The organism is Paracoccus mangrovi (assembly GCF_042648425.1).
GTDB lineage: Bacteria > Pseudomonadota > Alphaproteobacteria > Rhodobacterales > Rhodobacteraceae > Paracoccus > Paracoccus mangrovi.
This window is the reverse complement of sequence record NZ_JBHRXJ010000012.1, coordinates 101,315-122,556: the sequence shown is the minus strand read 5'-3', so window position 1 is coordinate 122,556 and position 21,242 is coordinate 101,315. Positions and strand designations below refer to the sequence as shown.

Annotated in this window: 17 protein-coding genes and 1 tRNA gene; 5 read left to right on the top strand and 13 right to left on the bottom strand. The window is 64.4% G+C overall.

Annotation, left to right across the window (positions count from 1 at the left end; genetic code table 11):
• Positions 1–12 precede the first annotated feature (12 nt).
• The 6 genes from rplU to ACFOMH_RS15450 all read right to left on the bottom strand — a co-directional run bounded on the left by rplU (position 13) and on the right by ACFOMH_RS15450 (position 7,014).
• On the bottom strand, positions 13–438 hold the full coding sequence (rplU, locus tag ACFOMH_RS15475) for a 50S ribosomal protein L21 (protein ID WP_374426116.1): 426 nt from the start codon (positions 436–438) through the stop codon (positions 13–15).
• A 203-nt stretch (positions 439–641) separates the two neighbouring features.
• On the bottom strand, positions 642–1,703 hold the full coding sequence (locus ACFOMH_RS15470) for a CaiB/BaiF CoA transferase family protein (RefSeq protein ID WP_377745589.1): 1,062 nt from the start codon (positions 1,701–1,703) through the stop codon (positions 642–644).
• 53 nt (positions 1,704–1,756) lie between these two features.
• Positions 1,757–2,563: an inositol monophosphatase family protein gene (locus tag ACFOMH_RS15465; protein WP_377745587.1), complete on the bottom strand. Its 807-nt coding sequence runs from the start codon at positions 2,561–2,563 to the stop codon at positions 1,757–1,759.
• 15 nt (positions 2,564–2,578) lie between these two features.
• A complete protein-coding gene (locus ACFOMH_RS15460) occupies positions 2,579–3,667 on the bottom strand; it encodes an ABC transporter ATP-binding protein (RefSeq protein ID WP_377745585.1) in 1,089 nt (362 codons plus the stop codon).
• Positions 3,664–5,862 carry an ABC transporter permease gene (locus ACFOMH_RS15455; RefSeq protein ID WP_377745584.1) on the bottom strand — a complete coding sequence of 733 codons (2,199 nt, stop codon included), beginning with the start codon at positions 5,860–5,862 and terminating at the stop codon, positions 3,664–3,666. Before ACFOMH_RS15455 ends, ACFOMH_RS15460 begins: the two co-directional genes overlap by 4 nt.
• Before the next feature lie 126 nt (positions 5,863–5,988).
• Positions 5,989–7,014, bottom strand: coding sequence for an ABC transporter substrate-binding protein (locus ACFOMH_RS15450; RefSeq protein WP_374426104.1), 1,026 nt, complete (start codon positions 7,012–7,014; stop codon positions 5,989–5,991).
• 163 nt (positions 7,015–7,177) lie between these two features.
• Here ACFOMH_RS15450 and ACFOMH_RS15445 point away from each other — a divergent pair, with 163 nt between their 5' ends.
• Together ACFOMH_RS15445 and ACFOMH_RS15440 are read left to right on the top strand one after the other, a co-directional pair.
• The gene (locus ACFOMH_RS15445) at positions 7,178–8,248 is read left to right on the top strand and encodes a LacI family DNA-binding transcriptional regulator (protein WP_377745581.1); all 1,071 of its coding nucleotides are present in this window, start codon (positions 7,178–7,180) and stop codon (positions 8,246–8,248) included.
• 52 nt (positions 8,249–8,300) lie between these two features.
• Positions 8,301–8,906 (top strand): hypothetical protein, encoded by a 606-nt coding sequence (locus ACFOMH_RS15440; protein WP_377745579.1) that lies wholly within the window; start codon positions 8,301–8,303, stop codon positions 8,904–8,906.
• Between the two features lie 90 nt (positions 8,907–8,996).
• On the opposite strand, the gene ACFOMH_RS15435 is transcribed toward ACFOMH_RS15440, so the two are convergent.
• The 5 genes from ACFOMH_RS15435 to ACFOMH_RS15415 all read right to left on the bottom strand — a co-directional run bounded on the left by ACFOMH_RS15435 (position 8,997) and on the right by ACFOMH_RS15415 (position 16,452).
• Positions 8,997–12,617, bottom strand: coding sequence for a vitamin B12-dependent ribonucleotide reductase (locus ACFOMH_RS15435; protein WP_377745578.1), 3,621 nt, complete (start codon positions 12,615–12,617; stop codon positions 8,997–8,999).
• A gap of 438 nt (positions 12,618–13,055) precedes the next feature.
• Positions 13,056–13,604: a 5-formyltetrahydrofolate cyclo-ligase gene (locus tag ACFOMH_RS15430; protein ID WP_377745577.1), complete on the bottom strand. Its 549-nt coding sequence runs from the start codon at positions 13,602–13,604 to the stop codon at positions 13,056–13,058.
• Positions 13,601–14,986 carry a magnesium transporter gene (gene mgtE, locus ACFOMH_RS15425; protein ID WP_374426093.1) on the bottom strand — a complete coding sequence of 462 codons (1,386 nt, stop codon included), beginning with the start codon at positions 14,984–14,986 and terminating at the stop codon, positions 13,601–13,603. Before mgtE ends, ACFOMH_RS15430 begins: the two co-directional genes overlap by 4 nt.
• Before the next feature lie 122 nt (positions 14,987–15,108).
• On the bottom strand, positions 15,109–15,891 hold the full coding sequence (locus ACFOMH_RS15420; protein ID WP_377745576.1) for an inositol monophosphatase family protein: 783 nt from the start codon (positions 15,889–15,891) through the stop codon (positions 15,109–15,111).
• 201 nt (positions 15,892–16,092) lie between these two features.
• A complete protein-coding gene (locus tag ACFOMH_RS15415) occupies positions 16,093–16,452 on the bottom strand; it encodes a helix-turn-helix domain-containing protein (protein WP_374426089.1) in 360 nt (119 codons plus the stop codon).
• Between the two features lie 361 nt (positions 16,453–16,813).
• Between ACFOMH_RS15415 and ACFOMH_RS15410 the strand changes: the two genes are divergently transcribed.
• Positions 16,814–17,584 (top strand): Bax inhibitor-1/YccA family protein, encoded by a 771-nt coding sequence (locus ACFOMH_RS15410; protein WP_377745573.1) that lies wholly within the window; start codon positions 16,814–16,816, stop codon positions 17,582–17,584.
• A 474-nt stretch (positions 17,585–18,058) separates the two neighbouring features.
• Entirely contained in the window at positions 18,059–19,285 is a 1,227-nt protein-coding gene (locus tag ACFOMH_RS15405; RefSeq protein ID WP_377745571.1) for a Hint domain-containing protein, read from the top strand.
• A gap of 129 nt (positions 19,286–19,414) precedes the next feature.
• On the opposite strand, the gene ACFOMH_RS15400 is transcribed toward ACFOMH_RS15405, so the two are convergent.
• Positions 19,415–19,491 (bottom strand) — tRNA-Arg (locus tag ACFOMH_RS15400).
• 44 nt (positions 19,492–19,535) lie between these two features.
• Entirely contained in the window at positions 19,536–20,018 is a 483-nt protein-coding gene (locus tag ACFOMH_RS15395) for a GNAT family N-acetyltransferase (RefSeq protein ID WP_377745569.1), read from the bottom strand.
• Positions 20,019–20,459: 441 nt separating this feature from the next.
• On the opposite strand from ACFOMH_RS15395, the gene ACFOMH_RS15390 reads away from it, so the two are divergent.
• The gene (locus tag ACFOMH_RS15390; RefSeq protein WP_374426082.1) at positions 20,460–21,182 is read left to right on the top strand and encodes a TerB family tellurite resistance protein; all 723 of its coding nucleotides are present in this window, start codon (positions 20,460–20,462) and stop codon (positions 21,180–21,182) included.
• Positions 21,183–21,242: the final 60 nt, after the last annotated feature.

Below are 21,242 nucleotides of genomic sequence, written 5' to 3'. Positions count from 1 at the left end.
GGGTCAGTCTCCTTATTCGCTGGCGGCTTCGGCCGATGCTTCGGCTTTGGCTTTCTTGGCTTTCGCCGGTTTCGCGGGGGCCTCGACCTTGGTGCGGGCGCCAACGGCGGCCTTCACGTCGGTCTTGTCACCGCCCTTTTCAAGCAGGTCGGTGATGCGGACCAGGGTCAGCTGCTGGCGATGGCCGCGGGTGCGCTGCGAGCTGTGCTTGCGGCGGCGTTTGACATAGGTGATGACCTTGTCGGCCTTGATCGTGTCGATCACTTCGGCCTGCACGGCGGCACCGGCCACCAGCGGCGCGCCAACGGTCGCGCCGATCATCAGCACGTCGTTGAATTGCACCTTGTCGCCGGCTTCGGCGTTCAGCTTTTCGACGCGCAGCACGTCACCGGATTGAACCCGGTACTGCTTGCCGCCCGTCTTGAGAACTGCGAACATTCCGTCTTTCCTTATTCTTCCGCATCCTGTGGCCCCTGTTCTGAACAGGTGTTCTTGGGCTTTGGCCCGCCTTCGGACAGCGCACCCTTGGCATGGGTGAGGGTCAAAATAACATGCCGGCAACGGGCAAGGCCCGGCCGGTCGCGGTTGTATCGCGGATTCGGGTGGCAAAGTCAACCGCGATGGGCGGGCGCGGCCCGGCTTTATCCGAAACGGGCCAGCGCCTGATCCGGGGTCAATGCATGACCATCGCGCAGCCGACCCGGCGTCGCCGAGAGGCGCGGCGCGGGCACCGGGCCATCGGGGCCGTGGACGGCACGGGCGCGGTTATGGGGATGCGCGCCCGCCTCGTCAATCGAGAGCACCGGCGCGGCACAGGCATCCGTGCCCTCAAGCAGGGCGGCCCAGTCGTCGCGCGACCGCGTGGCGATGCGCGCGCCCAGCACCTCGCGCAGGGCCGGCCAGTTCGCGGGATCGTGACGATCCGGCAGCTCACCCGCCTCGATCCCCAGACGGCGCAGAAGTTCGGCCCAGAATTGCGGCTCGATCGCGCCCACCGCCAGATGGTCGCCACAGGCGCATTCATAGCAGCGATAATAGGGCGCGGCACCGTCCAGAATATTGGCCTCGCGGCGGTCCTGCCACATCCCGGCCGTCCGCATCCCCGAAATCATCGCCATCAGATGCTGAACCCCGTCCGAGATCGCGGCATCCACGACCTGCCCCTGCCCGGTCCGGCGCGCGTTGATCACCCCGGCGAGCATTCCCGCCACCAGATACATCGAGCCGCCGGCGAAATCGCCCAGAAGGTTCAGCGGCGGCACCGGATGGCCGGCCGGGCCAATGGCGTACAGCGCGCCGGTGATCGCCAGATAGGTCAGATCGTGGCCCGCCGAATGCGCCAGCGGCCCCGCCTGTCCCCAGCCGGTCATACGACCATAGACCAGCCCCGGATTTTCGGGAAAATCGCCGGGCCCAAGGCCCAGCCGCTCCATCACGCCGGGGCGCATGCCCTCGATCAGCGCATCGGCGCGGGCGATCAGCGCGCGGGCGGTCGCGCGCCCCCCGGCGGATTTCAGATCCAGCTCCAGCCAGTCGCGGCCACGGTCCAGCACATCGCGGTCCAGTCCCAGCACATGACGGGCGCCGGGCCGGGTGATGCGGATGACACGGGCGCCGTGATCGGCCAGCCACATCGCGGCAAAGGGCGTCGGCCCCAGCCCCGCGATCTCGACCACCTTAAGATCGGCAAGCGCCCCGTCCATCCCGCCCCCTTTTCGCAACCTCGCGATCACTCAAGCATGATCGCCCCGGCGCGTCAAAGCCGCCAGTCGGGCGCGTCGAACCGGGTCAGTTCGTGCAAGCGGTCAAAGGCCGCGGGGATCGCGCCCAGCACCGGGAAACTGTCAAGCATCGCCCCGGCCGGCGGCAAGGGGCCGGTGCGCCCGCCCGCCGCCCGGATGATCGCATAGGCGGCCAGACAGTCCCAGATGCTCATCCGCGCCTCGACATAGCCGGTCAAACGGCCGGCGGCGACAAAGGCCAGCATCAGCGCGCCCGAACCATAGCGCGTCCAGGCGATCCCCTGCCCGGCCAGATCGCCGACCAGCTGTCCCATCCGTGCGGCCGGGACCTTGTCATTGCCGCCCAGCCCCAGAAGCCCGGTTTCCAGCGTAAAGCGCCCGGTCACCCGGATCGGGCGGCCGTTCAGCGTCGCGCCTTGCCCGCGCAGACCCAGATACATCTCGTCCAGAACCGGCGCATAAATCGCCCCCAAAAGCGGGCCATCGGCATCCATCAGCCCGATCGAGACGCACCAGCCCGGCATCCCCATCAGATAGGGCGCGGTGCCGTCGATCGGGTCGATCACCCAGGTCAGCCCGGAAACCCCGTCGCTGAGACCGTGTTCCTCGCCCAGTTGCGCGTCCTCGGGATAGGCCTCGGAGAGGGCGGCGCGGATCAGGGTCTCGGTCTCGCGGTCGGCCTCGGAAACCATGTCGCTGAGCGAGCGCTTGGTCTGGATGTCCAGTTGATCGCGCTTGCGGAAATAATCCAGCGCCAGCTTGCCGGCCTGCCGGGCGATGGCTTCGGCGGTGGCCAGTCGGGAATTCAAATCGATTGTCATGATGTCTCTGCTGATTCAGGAAATAAGGGCCAGACCGCGCCCGGCCAGACGCAGGCCGACGGTCTGTCCGGTGCCGCGCAGGCTGCCGCCCGATGCGTCCACGACGAAAAGCCGGCCCAGGGGCGTGTCGAATTCATATTCCGCGTGATCGCCCAGATAGGCCGAACTGAGCACGCGGCCGGGGATCGCGGCATCCGCGCCCCCTGTCCCGGCATCGGCCCCCTCGGCGGCATCGACCAGAACAAAGGCATTCGGGCGCAGCGCCAGCTTGACCGGACCCTCGATGGCGCCCCGGGCCGGCAATTCGACCCGCTGCCCGGCCAGATCGACCTGCGCCCGCCCCCGCTCGACCCGCAGGACGCGGCCCTCGACGACATTCGCCTCGCCAATGAAATCGGCGATGAATTCCGAGGCGGGATATTCATAAAGCTCATGCGGGGCACCGTCCTGGGCGATGCGGCCGTCCTTCATCACGATGATGCGGTCGGATACGGCCAGGGCCTCGTCCTGATCATGGGTGACATAGACGGCGGTAAAGCCCAGCCGTTGTTGCAATTCGCGGATTTCGGTGCGCACCCGCCGGCGCAGGCGCGCGTCCAGATTTGAAAGCGGCTCATCGAGCAACAGCACCTGCGGCTCAAGCACAAGCGCGCGGGCCACGGCGACGCGCTGTTGCTGGCCGCCCGACAGCTCGGACGGCAGCCGCGCGCCCAGACCGTCCAGCCCGACCAGCGCCAGCCCCTGTGCCGCCGCCTCGGCCGCCATCGCCCGCGACATGCCCCCCGATTCCAGCCCATAGGCCACGTTCTGCGCCACGCTCATATGCGGAAACAGCGCATAGCTTTGAAACACCATGGTCACGTCGCGCCGGTTCGGCGGCAGGCGCGTCACATCCTGCCCGCCGATCAGGATCGCGCCTTCGGTCGGCGTCTCAAGCCCGGCCAGCATGCGCAGCGTCGTGGTCTTGCCACAGCCCGAAGGCCCGAGCAGCGTCACCAGCTCGCCCGGCTCGATGCGCAGGTCAAGTTGCGGAATGGCGGTGAAGGCGCCGTAGTTCTTGCGCACGGCGCGAAATTCGACCGCGCCCCGTTGCGATTGGCTCATGCCGTGATCTCCGTTTTCTGGGCGGGCGCCGGTTTCGGGCGACGCAGCCGACGCTCGCCCACCAACAGCTGGAATGTGGCGATGACCGCGACCATGACCACGATCAGCACCGAGGAATAGGCGATGGCGACCCCGTACTGGCCATTCTCGACCAGCCCGACGATATAGGCCGTCGCCATGTTGTATTTGGCCGAGACCAGAAAGATCACCGCCGAAATCGAGGTGATGGCGCGCACGAAACTATAGACGAGCGCCGCCATGATCGCCGGCCTGAGCAAAGGCAGGATCACCCGCGTGAGCGTCCGCCCCGAAGCCGCGCCCAGCGTCAGCGACGCCTCGTCCAGCGAGCCGTCGATCTGGGCCATGGCGGCGACGCCGCCGCGCACCCCCACGGGCATGTTGCGGAACACGAAACAGGCCACAAGGATCAGCGCAGTGCCGGTCATCTGGATCGGCGGCAGGTTGAAGGCCATGATATAGCTGATCCCGATCACCGTGCCGGGGATCGCAAAGCTCATCATCAGCATGAATTCGAACACCGATTTGCCGGGGAATTTCTGCCGCGCGATCAGCCAGCCGGTCAAAAGCCCCACCGCCGCCGTCAGCGGCGCCGCGATCAGCGCGATCATCATCGTGGTCCAGAAGCTGTTCCACGCCACCCCGGTCCAGCGGATGCCGCCATCGAAGCTGATGCCAAAGGCGCGGGCGTAATGTTCCAGCGTCAGGCTGTGATCCAGCCCCCAGAGTTTGACAAAGCCGCCAAACAGGATCATCGCATAGACGACAACGGTAAAGACGCACCACAAGCTCACGATGCCGACGACCGGCACCGCGGCGCGTGCCGGCAATTGCGCATGGCTTCCGCCATCGCCCTTGCCGCCCACCGTGGCAAAACTGCGCCCCGCCAACCAGAAGCGCTGTGCCAGAAAGGCCGAGAGCGTGAAGAACAGCAGGATCGCCGCCAGAACCGCCGCGCGCGAGGGGTCGTTCTGTGCGCCGACCACCGAAAAGAAGATCTCGGTCGACAGCACCCCGCCCGAGCCGCCCAAAACCAGCGGATTGCCGAAATCGGCCATGCTTTCGATGAAGCCGATCAAAAACGCATTGGCCAGTCCCGGCGCCATCAGCGGCAGCGAGACATGGCGGAATGTCCGCCAGCGCCCGGCGCGCAGGGTCTGGCTGGCTTCCTCCATCGAGGGGCTGACGCCTTCGACGACGCCGATCAGTACCAGAAAGGAAATCGGGGTGAAGCTGAGCACCTGGGCCAGCCAGATCCCCGGCAGCCCGTAAAGCCAGCGCCCCATTTCCCAGCCCGTCGCGGCCTCGATCACCTGGGTGATGGTGCCCGACCGGCCCAAAAGCATGGTCAGTGACAGGCCGACGACAAAGGGCGGCGTGATGATCGGCAGGATGGTCAGCAGCCGCAGCCCCTTTTTGAAGGGAAAGGCGGTGCGCGTCGCCACCAGCGCGAAGGCCAGCCCCAGCGCGGTCGAGGCGCTGGCCGTGCAGATGGCCAGAAACAGCGTCCGCCACGCCACGCCACAGGCATTGCCGCCGATCAGACAGCCCAGACCCCAGATCTTGGGATCGCCGATATTGCGCGCCACGCCCTCGGTGGTGAACGAGCCGTCGAAATCCTGAAACGCGCCGGTAAAGATCGACAGGATCGGATAGAATACGAACACCGCGACCAAAAGGATCAACAGCGCGATCGAGGTCAGTACGAAGGCATCGCCCTTGAGCGCGCCCTGTTCGGCCTTGCCGAATGAAATCAGGCAGGTAAAGACCACCGCCAGCACCACCGCACCCGCGCCAAAGGCCGGCTGGCCCGCGACATCGCCAAAAAGCGATTGCAGCAGCCCCCAGTTCCAGCCGCGCATGCCGATGGCCAGCCCCTCGAACGCCATCCAGCCCAGCCCGGCCGCACCGATCAGCACCATTTGCCGGCCGCGCGCCGCACCCGACGGGCGCCCCCGCAGGACCAGCGCCAGCCCGATCAGCACGATCAGCGGCCAAAGCTGCCAGCGCCCGGTCAGGGCCTGTATCGCGCCGGGCAAAAGATCGCCTTGCGAAAACATCCCGCCGAGCCAGTCAAAGCTGAAAAATCCGGCGCGCACCCGGTACCAGGGCACCAGCAAAAGCGCGAGCACAGCGCCGATCAGAATGCGGGTCAGCCGCCTGTTGTCATCCGTCATCTGGGTATCCGTCCGCGGCTTCGTGCCCGTTCGGGGCGCGCGCGGGCATCATCCGCGCCGGCCCCGGGGCATGTTTGCGTCACCGTTCGGGGGCGCCGTCACCCGGCGCGCCCCGCAGGTCATGGGCTATTCGCCCGCGCGCCCGCCGATTTCGGCATCCCAGCGCGACAACAGCGCCTTGCGCACCTCGGCCGAGCCGTATTTGGCGAAATCATAGTCGATCAGCTTGATATTCGACAGATCGGGCACCTCGGCCGAGGTCTTGGCCGCCTTGTTCGACGCGATCTGGAAGGATCCCGCCTCGGGCATCAGGTTCTGTGCCTCGGGGGTCAGCACCCATTCATAGAACACCTTGGCCGCATCGGGGTTTTGCGCGCCCTCGATGATCGACATCGAACCAACCTCATAGCCGGTCCCCTCGCAGGGGGCGACGACCGCGATGGGGAAACCCTCGACCTTCTGGCTGACGGCGTCATGCATGAAGACGATGCCCAGCCCGGTTTCGCCCCGCGCCGCCGCCTTGACCGGCGCCGAGCCGGATTTGGTATATTGCGCGATATTGGCGTTGAGTTTCTTCAGATAGTCAAAGGCCTCGTCCTCGCCCATCAGCTGGACCAGCGTGGCCAGCGCGGTATAGGCGGTCCCCGAGGAATTCGGATCGGCGATCTGGATTTCGCCCTTGAGCTCGGGGGCCAGCAGATCGGCCCAGCAGGCCGGCGCCTTGAGCCCCTTTTTCGTGAAGATGTCGGTGTTGTAGCCCCAGCCAAGCGCGCCGGTATAGACGCCGACCGTGCGGTTGCCGGAAACCTCGGCCTGCTTGACCGCCCAATCGTGCAATTGCGGCAGCGACGGCGAGGCATATTCCATCGTCAACCCATCCGCCGCGGCCTGAAGATGCGGGTCGCCCGTGCCGCCCCACCACAGATCCGTCTGCGGGTTGCGCGCCTCGGCCCGGACCTTGGCATAGGCCTCGCCCGAGGACAGGCGCACCATGTTCACGTCGATATCGGCATGGGCGGCCTCGAATTCCGTCACCAGCTTTTCGCAGATGACCACATCGGCCGAACAGATCAGGTTCAGTTCGGCAGCCCCGGCAAAGGCGGGCAACGCCATGGCCGCACCCGCCAGCGCGGCGGCATATCCGGTTTTCATTTCTTCCTCCCTTTTCCCTGTCTCGGGGCGCTTATTGCAAAGCTGTTCATGAAGGTTCCGCATCACCGGCCTTTGTGTCAACAAAAAATGTACAGCACCGGAAAAATATGGTGATGTACCGCAGGCGGCTTTATGCAAAGCTGTTCAAAACCGGAGGAAAGCCATGGCACGCAGATCGGTCAATGCCCGCGATGTCGCCGAACTCGCCGGGGTCTCGCGCGCCTCGGTGTCGCGCTGTTTCACGCAGGGGGCCAGCATCTCGCCGGACACGCGGGCGCGCATCCTCGAGGCGGCCGACAGGCTCGGCTATCAGGTCAACCGGCTGGCCAGCGGGCTGATCCGCAGCGAAACCGGGCTGGTGGCGCTGATCGCGGCGGAAATCGACACGCCCTATCGCGCGAATTTGCTGGCCGAGCTGACGCGGCAATTGCAGGCGGCGGGCAAGGTGGGCGTGCTGATCAATACCGACCGTTCGGATGAAAGCGTCGAACATGCGCTGCGTCAGGCGATCAGCTATCGCGCCGATGCCGCCATTTTCCTGTCCGGCATGCCGGCGCCGTCGCTGGCCGAAACCTGTCTGCGCAACGGCATGCGGCTGGTGCTGATCAACCGCGACGAGGAACGCCCCGGATCGGTTCGCATCCGGCTGGACGATGCCGAGGCCGGAGAACGCGCGCTGATGCTGCTGAGGGCGGCCGGGTGCCGGCGTCCGGCGCTGGCCTCGTCCGAGGCGGGCACGACCAGCCTGATCGAACGCGAACGCGGCTTTCGCGCCGCCGCCCGGGCCACGGGCATCGATCTGATCGAGGCGCGTTTCGGGCCCACGGCCTATGAAACCGGGCTGGATCTGGGCATGGCGCTGTTGACGCGGGCGGACCGGCCCGACGGGATTTTTTGCACCACCGATCTGATGGCTTGCGGGATCATGGATGTCGCGCGCTGGCGGCTGGGCATCGACATACCGGGCCAGCTGTCGCTGATCGGCTTTGACGACATCCCGCAGGCGCGCTGGGAAGGCTATGACCTGACCACATTCGCCCAGCCCGTGGCCGATATCGCCGCCGCCGCCATCGACTGGCTGTCGCGCCCCGCCGATGCGGGACCGGTTCCGGCCACGGGCAGCCTTCGCAGGCTGCGCTCGCGGCTGATTCAGCGCGGATCGCTGCGTCGCCAGCCCTCGGATACCCGTCGCGCGGCGCCGCCCCCCCTTGGATCATCCTCCGAAACCCCCTAAAGGGCAGACAATAGCGCGACAGCCGACGCGCCCACCAGAACGGAGACAACCCGTGATCATCGGACCCGATTTCATCTGGCTTCATGTGCCCAAATGCGGCGGAACCTCGGTCGAGCGCTGCCTGCAAAGCGCCCTTCGCGGCACGCCGGGCGTGAATTTCGACATCATCAGCCCCAAGCACGAGGTGATCTGGCACCAAAGCGTGGCCGGGCGCGTCAAATACGATCCCAGCTTCGACCCGACCGGAAAGCGCATCTCTGCCTGCATCCGGCGCCTGCCCGGATGGTTGCTGAGCCGTGTCCATTTCGAATATGAGCGGCCGCCGAACCACCGCGTCCCCACCCGCGAAATGCTGGTGCGCGGCGAGTTCTTCGAACATTCCGGCTTTCACCACAAGGCCGACAACATGATCCGCCAATACAACACCCCGGAGGTGGACACCTGGTTCCGGCTGGAAAACCTGCGCGAGGATATGAGCGGGTTCTTTGGCTTCGATGTGGGCGAAGTGCCGCGCATCAACGAAACCAAGGTCCAATATGTCAAGGGGCTGGATTTCTGGTTCACCAGGGACGAGATCGCCCAGCTTTACGAAAGCAACCCGATCTGGGCCTCGATCGAACGCAAGGCCTATGGCAACACGCTGGCCGATCTGGCCTGAGGCCGCGCCCGATCCCGCAACGACAAAGGCCCGGCTGCGATGCGCCGGGCCTTTTGCTTTTCGCGCGCGGATGCGGCCGGCGGGCCGCGGCTAGCTGCAACCGCTGGTGCCGCCGCAAGTGTTGCACTTCATGCAGGTGCCGTTGCGCACCAGGGTGTAATTGCCGCATTCGCCACAGGGATCGCCCTCATATCCCTGCATCCGGGCCTTGGTGCGCGCATCCATCACCGCAACCTCGCCCGAGACCTCGGCGCTTTCAGCAACCCCGATGGCGATCGCCGACACCTCGGTCTGAAGGCTCACCAGATCCTGCGGCAGGCGCTTGCGCAGATAGCCGGTCGAGCTGATCTGACGCAGCATTTCCAGCGAACGCGAAGCGCCGTCGCTGACCGGGGCGATGTTCGGGCTTGCCTCGCCCTCGCCGCCGCCCAGATCGTCGAACCGCGCGCCCTGCGGCTGCACATGCGCCAGATCGGTGCGGTCCAGATAGCTCACGGCCAGTTCGCGGAACACATAATCCAGGATCGAGGTGGCGTTCTTGATGCTGTCATTGCCTTGCACCATGCCCGCCGGTTCGAAGCGGGTGAAGGTGAAGGCGTCGACGAATTCCTCAAGCGGCACACCATATTGCAGGCCCACGGACACGGCGATGGCGAAATTGTTCATCATCGCCCGGAAACCCGCGCCCTCCTTGTGCATGTCGATGAAGATTTCGCCCAGCTTGCCGTCGTCATATTCGCCGGTGCGCAGATAGACCTTGTGCCCGCCGACGACCGCCTTCTGGGTATAGCCCTTGCGGCGCTGCGGCAGCTTTTCGCGATGGCTGCGCACGGCCTCTTTGACGATGATCCGCTCGACGATCTTTTCGGCGATCACGGCGGCCTTTTCCTGCGGGCTGCCGCTGGCCAGGATGTCCTCGGCCTCGTCGTCATCCTCGACCAGCGCGGCGACCAGGGGCTGGCTCAGCTTCGAGCCGTCGCGGTAAAGCGCATTGGCCTTGATGCCCAGCGACCAGCTCAGCTCATAGGCGGCCAGCGCATCGGCGATGGAGGCGCTGTTGGGCATGTTGATCGTCTTGGAAATCGCGCCCGAGATAAAGCTCTGCGCCGCCGCCATCATGCGGATATGGCTGTCCACCGACAGATAGCGGGTGCCCTTTTTGCCGCAGGGATTGGCGCAGTCGAAAACCGGCAGATGCGCGGGATCCAGATGCGGCGCCCCTTCAAGCGTCATGGTGCCGCAGACATGATCGTTAGCGGCGTCGATCTGGGCCTTGGTGAAACCAAGATGGCGCAAAAGGTCGAAGCCGGGATCGTTCAGCCTGTCGGCCGGAATGCCCAGCGTGCCCTTGCAGAACTCCTCGCCCAGCGTCCATTGGTTGAAGACGAAGCGGATATCAAAGGCCGAGGCCAGCGCCGCATCGATCTTTTCCAGCTCGCGCGGGCCGAAACCGTGGCCGATCAGGCTGGAATGATTGATGCCGGGGCAATTGCCAAGGCTCGCATGGCCCACGGCATAGGCGATGATTTCCTCGATCTGGGCCGAGCCGTAACCCAGTGTTTCCAGCGCGGCGGGAACCGAGCGGTTGATGATCTTGAAGTAACCGCCGCCGGCCAGCTTCTTGAACTTGACCAGCGCGAAATCGGGCTCGATGCCGGTGGTGTCGCAATCCATCACCAGACCGATCGTGCCGGTGGGCGCGATCACGGTCGCCTGCGCATTGCGGAAACCGTGCTCTTCCCCCAGCGTCAGCGCCTCGTCCCAGGCCCCTTGCGCCAGCGCCACCAGACGCGGGTCGGGGCAATTCTCGGCATCCAGCTCGACCGGGCGGACATTCACCCCCTCATAGCTGCCGGTGCCGTGAACGGCGGCGCGGTGGTTGCGGATGACGCGCAGCATATGGCGGGCGTTCTTTTTATAGCCGGGGAACGGCCCCAGTTCAGCCGCCATCTCGGCCGAGGTGGCATAGGCGACGCCGGTCATGATCGCGGTCAGCGCGCCACAGATGGCGCGGGCCTGATCGCTGTCGTAACCCAGCCCCATATTCATCAACAGCCCGCCGATATTGGCGTAACCAAGGCCCAGCGTGCGGAAATCATAGCTGCGTTGGGCGATCTCCTTGCTGGGGAACTGTGCCATCAGCACGCTGATTTCCAGCGTGATCGTCCAGAGCCGGCTGGCATGGACATAGGCCTCGGCATCGAATTCGCCGTCGCGCCAGAAGGTCAGCAGGTTCATCGAGGCAAGGTTACAGGCAGTATCGTCCAGGAACATGTATTCGCTGCACGGATTGCTGCCGCGAATGGCGCCGTCCTCGGGACAGGTATGCCAGGCGTTCACGGTGTCATGGAACTGAATCCCCGGATCGGCACAGGCCCATGCAGCATGGCCGACCTGATCCCAGAGCTCGCGCGCCGGTATGGATTTTGCCACCGCGCCATCGGTCCGGCGCAGCAATTCCCAGGGCAGATCCTCGCGCACGGCGCGCAGGAAGCTGTCGGTCACCCGCACCGAATTGTTGGAGTTCTGACCCGAAACCGAGCTGTAGGCTTCCGAGTCCCAATCGGTGTCATAGGTCGGAAATTCAATGGAATCAAATCCCTGACGTGCGTATTGCAGAACCCGGTTGATATAGGTTTCCGGGATCATGCTGCGTTTGGCCGAACGGATCGCCGATTTCAACGCCGCGTTCCGGGCCGGGTCGGTCGCATCATCGATGCTGCCGTCCCATTCCCGGATCGCGGCGAAGATCTCGTTCAGCTTCTGTTCGTGCATCTTGGAACCAGCCACCAAAGCGGCGACCTTCTGTTCCTCGATGACCTTCCAGTTGATGAACTGCTCGATGTCGGGGTGATCCATGTCGCAGATCACCATCTTTGCCGCGCGCCGGGTCGTGCCGCCCGATTTGATCGCGCCGGCTGCGCGGTCTCCGATCTTCAGAAAGCCCATGAGCCCCGAAGATTTGCCGCCACCCGACAGTTTCTCGCCCTCCCCTCGAAGGGACGAAAAATTGGTGCCCGTGCCCGAGCCATATTTGAAAAGCCGCGCCTCACGCACCCAAAGGTCCATGATGCCGCCATCCTTCACCAGATCGTCGGAAACCGACTGGATGAAACAGGCATGCGGCTGGGGATGTTCATAGGCGCTGTCCGAACGCGTCAGCTTGCCCGTCTTGAAATCGACATAGAAATGGCCCTGGCCGGGGCCGTCGATGCCATAAGCCCAGTGCAGCCCGGTATTGAACCATTGCGGGCTGTTCGGGGCCGCCATCTGCCGGGCCAGCATGTTGCGCATTTCATCGTAATAGGCGCGGGCATCCTTTTCGCCCGAGAAATAGCCGCCCTTCCAGCCCCAATAGGTCCAGGCGCCGGCCAGCCGGTCAAAGACCTGGCGGGCCGAGTTTTCGCCCAAGAAACGCTGATCCTCGGGCAGTTTGGCCAAAGCCTCCTCATCCGGGACTGAGCGCCACAGGAATTCCGGCACGCCCTTTTCCTTGATGCGCTTGAGCCGCGCCGGCACGCCCGCCTTGCGGAAATATTTCTGGGCGATCACGTCGGATGCGACCTGGCTCCAGCCCTTGGGAATTTCGACCGCGTCGTTATGAAAGACGACGCGACCGTCGGGATTGCGGATCTCGCTGGTGGTGATGGTAAAGTCCAGATCACCATAAGCGCCGGCTTCGGCCGTGGTGAAACGCCGCTCTATCCGCATGTCCCTTGTGTCCCTCGTGTCCGCGGCTTCGCGCTATCCGCCGGAACGCAACCCCGCACCGTGCCGAAAGGCACAGAGAGGCAGGCCGTTCCGATCGGCCCGAAACCTTGTTTTTGATCTCTTGCGTGCCCCGGCCACCGGATCGGCGGATCTCTCCACCACACCAAATGTTGTAGCCGTTCGAGCATGGACCACAAACTGCCGTGCTGTTTCGGACATTTCAACGGAAAATTTCACTGGACAGATGCGACAAAAAAACCATCTCCCGGAGGGCTCAGATTCGCTGCACCTGCACTGTTAACAACTGCGTGATTTCGCCGCCGATGGAAAAGCCGAATGATATGGCTGGGTTCGATTGCGGGATTCACCTGTTTTCCACACGCTTATCCCCAGCCGGGCGGGCACTGGGTTGCGATTTCGTTCTGTCTGAAATGGCTGTTATTTTTCGCCTTGCGGGCGGATGACGCCCCGGTCGGTGACCACCAGATCCAGCACCTGATCGGTCGGTTCGGCGGGAATCGCGCGAATCTCTTGCACCGCATAGGCCAATCCGATGGCCAGCGCGCCGCCATCGCGGCGCAGCCGTTCCAGCGTGCGGTCATAAAACCCGCCGCCATAACCCAGCCGGTTCCCGGCACGGTCGAACCCCGCAAGCGGCACGATCAGCACCTCGGGACGCAGTTCGGGCGCGTCGGCGGGGGGATGGCTGGTGCCAAAGCCGCCCGGCTCAAGCCGGCCGTCATAGCGGCGAAAGGCCAGCGGCCTTGCCGGTCCCAGCACCACCGGCAGACAGACCGGCCCGTCATGCGCCGCCATCGCCGGGCGCGGATCGGCCTCGTCCCGCATCGGCCAATAGCCGGCCAGCACCCGGCCGGCATATGGGGCAAGCACCCCGATCAGATGCCGGCTCAGCGCGGCCGCGTCGCCGCCCTGCCCGCGCGCCGCAAGCGCCGCCTTGCGCAGCGCGTCCTTGGCCGCGCCCGTCATAGCAGGATCGCCGTGGCAAGCCCGAGAAAGGTGAAAAAGCCCAGCACATCGGTCACCGTGGTCACAAACGTCCCCGAGGCCAGCGCCGGATCCGCCCCGGCCTTTTCCAGCCCCAAGGGGATCAGAATGCCACCAAGCGCCGCCGCGAACAGATTGACGATCATCGCCATGCCGATCACCAGACTGAGCTTGGGGTCCTGAAACCAGATATAGGTCACGGTCCCCAGCACCACCCCGAACAGCACCCCGTTGGTCAGCCCCACCGCCAGCTCGCGGCGCACGACCCGCATGGCATTGGCCCGGGTCAGGCTTCTGGTGGCCAGCCCGCGCACCGCGACGGTCAGCGTCTGGGTGCCGGCATTGCCACCCATCGAGGCCACGATGGGCATCAGCACCGCCAACGCCACCAGCCGGGCAATGGCATTTTCGAACAGCGCCACCACCGAGGACGCGAGCAGCGCGGTGATCAGGTTGATCCCCAGCCACGGCACCCGCTGGCGCATGGTCTCGATGACCGAATCGGTGATCGAGCTTTCATCGCCGACACCCGCCAGACGCAGGATGTCCTCTTCGTGTTCCTCGTCCAGCACCGACATGGCGTCGTCGATGGTGATCACCCCGACCAGCCGGTCATGTTCATCGACCACGGGGGCGGAAATCAGGTGATATTTGTTGAAGGCATGCGCAACGTCGCCTTCGTCCTGCAGGACCGAAATGGTGCGAAAGCTGTCCTCGGTGATGTCGCGCAGCGCCACCTCGCGGCGCGACGCCAGAAGCTTGCCCAGCGTCACATAACCGATCGGATGGCGGCGCGGATCGACCAGAATGACGTGATAGAACTGATCGGGCAGCCATTCTTCGCGCCGCAGAAAGTCGATGGTTTCGCCGACCGTCCAATGTTCGGGGGCGGTCACCACCTCGGACTGCATCAGGCGGCCGGCGGAATATTCGGGATAGGTCAGCGACTGTTCGACCGCGGCACGGTCGGATTCGTCCAGCGCCGACAGGATTTCCTCGCGCTCGGGCGCGTCCATGTCCTCGATCAGATCGACGACATCGTCACTGTCCATTTCGCGCACGGCCTCGGCCAGCACCTCGCGCGGCAGCTGTTCGATGACCTCGTCGCGCACGCCCTCGTCGATCTCGGACAGGATGTCGCCGTCGATCTCGCCGGAATAGAGCTTGAGGAATTCGCGCCGGCGCGACGGGTTCAGCTGTTCGATCAGGTCGGCGATGTCGGCGGCATGCGTCGGTTCCAGCAGCGTGTCCAGCGCCGCGCCGTCGCCTTCGTCAATGGCCTTGTCGATGGCCTCGACATCCTGCTTGCTCAGCTGGAAATCGTCATCAGAGGTGTCGGTATCGGTTTCGCGCGGCTCGGTCATTGGCGGGGCTCCTTGTCGGACGTCTTGGCGGCTGCCTCGTCATGTTTTGGCGGCACCATAAGAAGGGTGCGGGCCATGCTCAACCGGCCACGGGCGGGTTCGGACGGATCAGGCGCGGATTTTCAGGCCGCGTTCAACAGCTCAAGCGCGGCGGCATGCAGCTCGGCCGAGCCGGCGGCGATGATGCGGCCGCCGCCATGGGCCGGGCCGCCCCGCCAGTCCGAGACCACGCCACCGGCGGCGCGGACCACGGCGATGGGGGCCGCGACGTCATAGGCCTGTAATCCGGCCTCGATCACCAGATCGACATGCCCCGCCGCCAAAAGCGCATAGGCATAGCAATCCAGACCATAACGCACCAGCCGGGCGCGATCCGCGACCCGGCGAAAGGCCGCGTGTTCGGTACCGTCGCCAACCTCGGGATAGGTGGTCATCAACGTGGCCTCGGTCAGGGAAACCCCGCGCCGCGTGGCCAGCGGCACCGTGCCATGCCGCCCGATCATCCGCGCGATGCCCAGCCCGCCCTCAAAGCGTTCCTCAAGATGGGGCTGGTCGATGATGCCATAGATCGGGCCATCGGCATCGCCAAGGCCGATCAGCACCCCCCAGCTGGGCGCCCCCGCCATAAAGGCGCGGGTGCCGTCGATGGGATCCAGCACCCAGGTCAGGCCGCTTTGGCCGGGGGTGGCGCCGAATTCCTCGCCCAGGATCGCGTCCTCGGGGCGCTGTCGGGCCAGAATCTCGCGCATGGCGCGTTCGCTGGCGCGGTCGGCCGCGGTGACCGGATCAAAGCCCGCCGCCGCCTTGTTGTCGGGGCGCAGATCCGGGCTGCGAAACAGCTTGAGCGTCTCGATACGGGCGGCATCGGCCAGATCATGGGCGACGGCCGTCAGCCGGGCCGCCATGTCTTTCGAAATTCCGTTTCCGCCCGTCGCCATGCCTGCCCCGCCATAATGCCGTATCAGGCGGGTTTAGCCGCAGCCCCGGCAAAGGGAAAGCCCGGGGTCACGATGGATCCGGGAAGGCGCCGCGGGAATGGGTGCGCGTGCCGCAATGCCGCCATCGCACCTGTCCCGGAACAGATCGCCGCGCCGGTTGGCCCGCGATCAGGCCGCGTCGGAAAGAACCCGCGCCAGTTCAAAAATCTGGCGGCGCTGTGCTTCGGGCATGGCGTAATAGGCACGCACCAGTTGCAGCGCTTCCTTGTCGGCCAGAATATCCCCCTCGACGGTGTCATGATGCTGACCCTCGTCGAGCCCCTCGAAAAAGAAGCTGACCGGCACCTCGACCGCCTGGGCGATATCCCAAAGCCGGGAGGCCGAGACGCGGTTCATACCGGTTTCATATTTCTGAATCTGCTGGAACTTGATGCCAACCTTTTCAGCCAATTGCTGTTGCGTCATCCCGATCATCCACCGACGATGGCGGATTCGCTTGCCGACATGAACATCCACATTATGTTTCATGGTACCACCTCACTCAATCTATACGGGCGCTACAACAGTTTTTCGCAATTTTCGAGTTTCATCTGCGCAACCTGACCAAAAAGACAATCTTTTCGACCCCGTGCGGCGCAATATCTGGAAAACCCGGCCCCATTGCGTGCCCTGCCCGACACCCCGGGGGATACGCCCGCCCACGCCGCAACCCGTCACGGAACCCGCCCCAGGACCCGCCCCGGAACCCGGGCCGGAATGCGGTGAAATTTCCGTAACCCGGCGTCGATTTGCGACCGGTTCGCATTGAAAATCCCGCTCATTCTGCCAATATTGACACCTGATGGTGGGCCGATCCGGCCGCACCGCGATTTCTGACCGGGGAGTACCCATGCAAGATTACAATTCGATCCGCACGGCCGGGACCGCGACGCGCTCGGCTGCCGTGGACGAGGGACTGCGCGAATACATGAACAAGGTCTATGGCCTGATGGCCGTGGGCATGCTGGTCACCGCCGGCGCAGCCTGGGGCATGTCCGGCCTGACGCTGTCGGCCGAGCCGACCCAATATGCGCTGGGGAACGGCAAGTTCCTGACCGAGATCGGCGCCAGCCTGTATCTGTCGCCGCTGAAATGGGTGGTGATGTTCGCGCCGCTGGTCATGGTCTTTGCCTTTGGCGCCGCGCTGAACCGCCTGTCGGTGCAGGGCGCGACCACGCTGTTTTACGCCTTTGCCGCAGTGATGGGCGTTTCGATCAGCTGGATCTTCGTGTCCTATACCTCGTTCTCGATCATCCAGACCTTCCTGGTCACGGCCATCGCTTTCGCCGGCCTGTCGCTTTACGGCTATACGACCAAGCGCGACCTGTCGGGGATGGGCACCTTCCTGATGATGGGTCTGATCGGTCTGATCGTGGCCTCGATCGTGAACATCTTCCTGAAATCCAGCGCGATGCAGTTCGCCATCTCGGGGATCGGTGTGCTGATCTTTGCGGGGCTGACCGCCTTTGACACGCAGAACATCAAGAACACCTATCTGCAACTGGCCAATTCGGACCGCGACTTCCTTGGCAAGTCGGCGATCATGGGTGCGTTGCAGCTGTATCTCGACTTCCTGAACCTGTTCATGTTCCTGCTTCAGTTCATGGGCAACCGCGACTGAGACGGCGCGCAAAGCGCCCCAGACCAAGACGAAAAGGCCGGGCAAGACGCCCGGCCTTTTGCATTTCCGCCCCGTTCAGCCCGCGATCCGTCCCGACCCACGGGCAAAGAGTGCGGGACTGTTGCTTTTTGCCAACTGCCCCTGCGTCAACTTGCGCGGGAAAAAATGCATACATTTCATAAAATTAGCCAAAACTGTTCGGTTTAGTTCATGGAAATCAAACGCTTGCGGACTATTCCGTTCAGTTTTTGCACTTGCGAAATATACAAGTTTAATTAGACAAAACCCGTCGGATCTTGTTGGTCCGGCCTCATGCGCCTCTGAATATTGTGGACATCAGTGCCACGCGACTGCGCGGACCATTATTGCGCTGCAAGTTTGCGTGGATTCCGGCTGATTCAATAGAGAACGCCTGGGCAACCGATTACGTGGACCGGCCGGAAGGCCGCGTATCTGAATAGCGAGTATTGGCACATGACTTTCAACACGAGCGGCAGCGGTGGACATTACGGTGGTGGTGGCCACGGCGGCGGCGACCATTGCGGCCCCAACGGCCCCGGCTGCGAAAAGATGATCTATCTGGGCAATATGCCCGATATGGATCCCTATGAATACAATACCGGCGCCGAGAAAGCCTCGACGGTTCTGGGCGGCGACACCTATGGCAACAGCTCGAACCCGCTTTATCGCGATCTGGTCGAGGTGAATGCCAACGACACGAATGGCGATGGCGTCATCAAGACCAATGACGGCCGCTATGGCTACAAGTCGGAAACCATTTCGCATGACGCGGATGGCGATGGCGTGCCGAACACCTATCAGGTCGATTCCAGCTTTGTGGTGTCGGGCACTCAGGTCACCTTCCTCAATGAGGACGGCACCACCGAGACCCGTACGCTCAGCGTGCGCATCATGCAGGATACGGCTGGCAACACCTTCCTGATGCCGCCGCCCGAGGGCGCGTCGCGCGCCGAAATCGAGGCGCTGACCACCAAGCCGATCGTCTCGGTCCAGTTCCCGACCAATCCCGGCTGCTACAACCTGTGCTATGACGGCATCTTCACCGACCGCCATTGCTTCCCCTGTTTTGCCCGCGGCACGCTGATCGAAACCGAGGCCGGCCCCGTCGCCGTCGAGGATCTGGCCGTCGGCACGATGGTGGTGACGCGCGATCACGGCTTGCAGGAACTGCGCTGGATCGGTTCGCGCGTGCTGGGCAGCAAGATGCTGGACGTGAACCCGAACATGCGTCCGATCCGCATCAGCGCCGGTGCGCTGGGGGGCGGCCTGCCCAAGCGCGACCTGCTGGTTTCGCCGCAGCACCGCATTCTGGTCCGCTCCAGGATCGCGCAAAAGATGTTTGGCGCCGCCGAGGTTCTGGTCGCCGCCAAGCAGCTCTTGCAGATCGAGGGCATCGACATCGCGCAGGACGTGCAGGGTGTGGAATATTTCCACTTCCTCTTTGACCGCCACGAGGTCGTCATCTCGGAAGGCGCCGAAACCGAGTCGCTTTACACCGGCAAGGAAGCGCTGAAATCCATCGGCCACAGCGCCCAGGAAGAGATCTTCGCGCTCTTCCCGGAACTGCGCGACCGCCCCGAGGATGTGCTGCCCGAGGGCGCGCGTCTTCTGGCCTCGGGCCGCATGGGCCGCAAGCTTGCGGTGCGTCACGCCCAGCACCGCAAGGCGCTGGTCCAGTAACGTCGTCCAAGCCGAACCGATAACGGGGCCGCCTTTCGGGGCGGCCCTTTCCATTTGCGCCTTGTGAGCCAAAGACGATGGCGGGACGCATCGGCGATACGCCGGCAAAGCTCTGATGAAACATGGAAATGGCGACCCCGGGAGGACTTGAACCCCCAACCTTGGACTTAGAAGGTCCCTGCTCTATCCAGTTGAGCTACGGGGCCGCAGTGGCGCAGTCATGGCAAAGACGGGGCGGTTATTCAACCGCTCAATCGGCGGCGCGCAGATCAATCGTCATGAAGACGCTGTTCGGGTCGGGGCGGTAATCGCCAAAGGGGCCGCATTCGACGAAACCCGCCCGCGCGTAAAGCGCCCGCGCCGCGACAAAGGTCGGCTGCGTGCCGGTTTCAAGGCTCAACCGGGCAAAGCCTTCGGCACGGGCATGCGCGACCAGCGCCGCAAGCATCCGTCGCGACAGCCCCCGGCCACGGGTTTCGGACAGCACATGCATCGACTTGATTTCGCCGTGATCGGGGGCGATGCGCTTGACCGCCCCCATGCCAAGCGGCCGCCCGCCGTCGCGCAGCACGAAAAAGGCGATCTCGGGCGCGCTCAGCGCCTCGCGCGGCATCATATGGATCGATTCCGGCGGCGTATCGGCATGCATATCGGCGGTATGGCGCTGAAACAGCAGTTCCAGATCCTGACCCAGCGGACTTTCCTGCCCGATCTGAAATGCGTTTTCCGTCATCGCCGTCCCTCATTTTCTGTGCGGAAGCTAGCAGCAGGGATTGCCAAAGCGAAGCCCCCGCCCCGATGGCGACGAAAAACCGCGATGATTGCCGCTTTTGACGCCACCCTGCCCGATCGGTTTTCGCCTTGCCGGTCTTTCGGGCGGGGTTGCGGGGCTTTTGCCGTCGATGACTAAATTTGCAGTGGTCATGGGAACGCGCATCCGCATCCGCATTTCCGGCATTCGGGGCGCGGAAACGACGCCCGCTGCGACGGATCAGGCCCAAATCCGCGACCTTGAAGCGCATGCGCGCTTTTGCCGCCGTCCCCCCCGATCACGCGACCGCAACGCTCAACAGGGCGGCGCCGGAAAGTCGCGGATCGTCCGCCAAGCTGGCAGGAATGTCAGTGGACTTGCCCCGGCGGATTCCCTTAGGTTGTTCGCACCATGGACGCCGCGATGCCCCCCAATCAGACCTGCCCCGAACTGCCGAAGCCCCGCAGCTTCTGGCGGCGGATCGCCGACCGGCTGGCGGCGATCATCGGCGCAAGCCGACCCGCCACGCCGCCCGAAAAATCGGTGGCCTTCACCATCGCTGTCATTTCGCTGGGCGCAAAGCTCGCCAAGGCCGATGGCGCGGTTGCCCGGTCCGAGGTCGCAGCCTTTCGCCGGCTCTTCATCATCCCCCGGCACGAGGAAAAGAATGCCGGCCGGGTGTTCGACCTTGCACGACAGGATGTCGCCGGTTTTGACGCCTGGGCGCGGCGCATCGCGGCCATGTTCCCAAAGGGCGATCCGATCCTTTACGACGTGATCGAGGGGCTGTTCATCATCGCCCTTGCCGATGGCAAGCTGCATGAGAACGAGACCAGCTTTATCGATGAGGTCGCCCGCATCTTTGCCATCCCAGAGGCCGAGGTGATGGCGATCCGCATCCGCCATGACCCCGATAGCGGCTGCGCCTCGTGCGAGGTGCTGGGCATCGCCCCCGACACCCCCTTGCCCGAGGCGCGCAAGCGCTGGCGCGAGCTGATCCGTGAAAGCCATCCCGACCGCGCCATCGCCCGCGGCCTGCCGCCCGAGGCGATCCGCCTGGCCGAAACCCGCACCCGCGCCCTGAACGAGGCATGGGAGGCGTTTCGCGACATGCACCGCATGCGCCCGGTCCAGCCCTCGGCCTGATGGCCGCGCATCGGGGAACCGAACCCCGCGCGCGGGGGTTTTCCTTCAGAAGCTTTTCAA

Excerpts from the sequence above, each read along its gene's own strand:
- rplU (WP_374426116.1), bottom strand. The coding sequence starts at position 438 with ATGTTCGCAGTTCTCAAGACGGGCGGCAAGCAGTACCGGGTTCAATCC.
- ACFOMH_RS15470 (WP_377745589.1), bottom strand. The coding sequence starts at position 1,703 with ATGGACGGGGCGCTTGCCGATCTTAAGGTGGTCGAGATCGCGGGGCTG.
- ACFOMH_RS15465 (WP_377745587.1), bottom strand. The coding sequence starts at position 2,563 with ATGACAATCGATTTGAATTCCCGACTGGCCACCGCCGAAGCCATCGCC.
- ACFOMH_RS15460 (WP_377745585.1), bottom strand. The coding sequence starts at position 3,667 with ATGAGCCAATCGCAACGGGGCGCGGTCGAATTTCGCGCCGTGCGCAAG.
- ACFOMH_RS15455 (WP_377745584.1), bottom strand. The coding sequence starts at position 5,862 with ATGACGGATGACAACAGGCGGCTGACCCGCATTCTGATCGGCGCTGTG.
- ACFOMH_RS15450 (WP_374426104.1), bottom strand. The coding sequence starts at position 7,014 with ATGAAAACCGGATATGCCGCCGCGCTGGCGGGTGCGGCCATGGCGTTG.
- ACFOMH_RS15445 (WP_377745581.1), top strand. The coding sequence starts at position 7,178 with ATGGCACGCAGATCGGTCAATGCCCGCGATGTCGCCGAACTCGCCGGG.
- ACFOMH_RS15435 (WP_377745578.1), bottom strand. The coding sequence starts at position 12,617 with ATGCGGATAGAGCGGCGTTTCACCACGGCCGAAGCCGGCGCTTATGGT.
- ACFOMH_RS15430 (WP_377745577.1), bottom strand. The coding sequence starts at position 13,604 with ATGACGGGCGCGGCCAAGGACGCGCTGCGCAAGGCGGCGCTTGCGGCG.
- mgtE (WP_374426093.1), bottom strand. The coding sequence starts at position 14,986 with ATGACCGAGCCGCGCGAAACCGATACCGACACCTCTGATGACGATTTC.
- ACFOMH_RS15420 (WP_377745576.1), bottom strand. The coding sequence starts at position 15,891 with ATGGCGGCCCGGCTGACGGCCGTCGCCCATGATCTGGCCGATGCCGCC.
- ACFOMH_RS15415 (WP_374426089.1), bottom strand. The coding sequence starts at position 16,452 with ATGAAACATAATGTGGATGTTCATGTCGGCAAGCGAATCCGCCATCGT.
- ACFOMH_RS15410 (WP_377745573.1), top strand. The coding sequence starts at position 16,814 with ATGCAAGATTACAATTCGATCCGCACGGCCGGGACCGCGACGCGCTCG.
- ACFOMH_RS15405 (WP_377745571.1), top strand. The coding sequence starts at position 18,059 with ATGACTTTCAACACGAGCGGCAGCGGTGGACATTACGGTGGTGGTGGC.
- ACFOMH_RS15395 (WP_377745569.1), bottom strand. The coding sequence starts at position 20,018 with ATGACGGAAAACGCATTTCAGATCGGGCAGGAAAGTCCGCTGGGTCAG.
- ACFOMH_RS15390 (WP_374426082.1), top strand. The coding sequence starts at position 20,460 with ATGCCCCCCAATCAGACCTGCCCCGAACTGCCGAAGCCCCGCAGCTTC.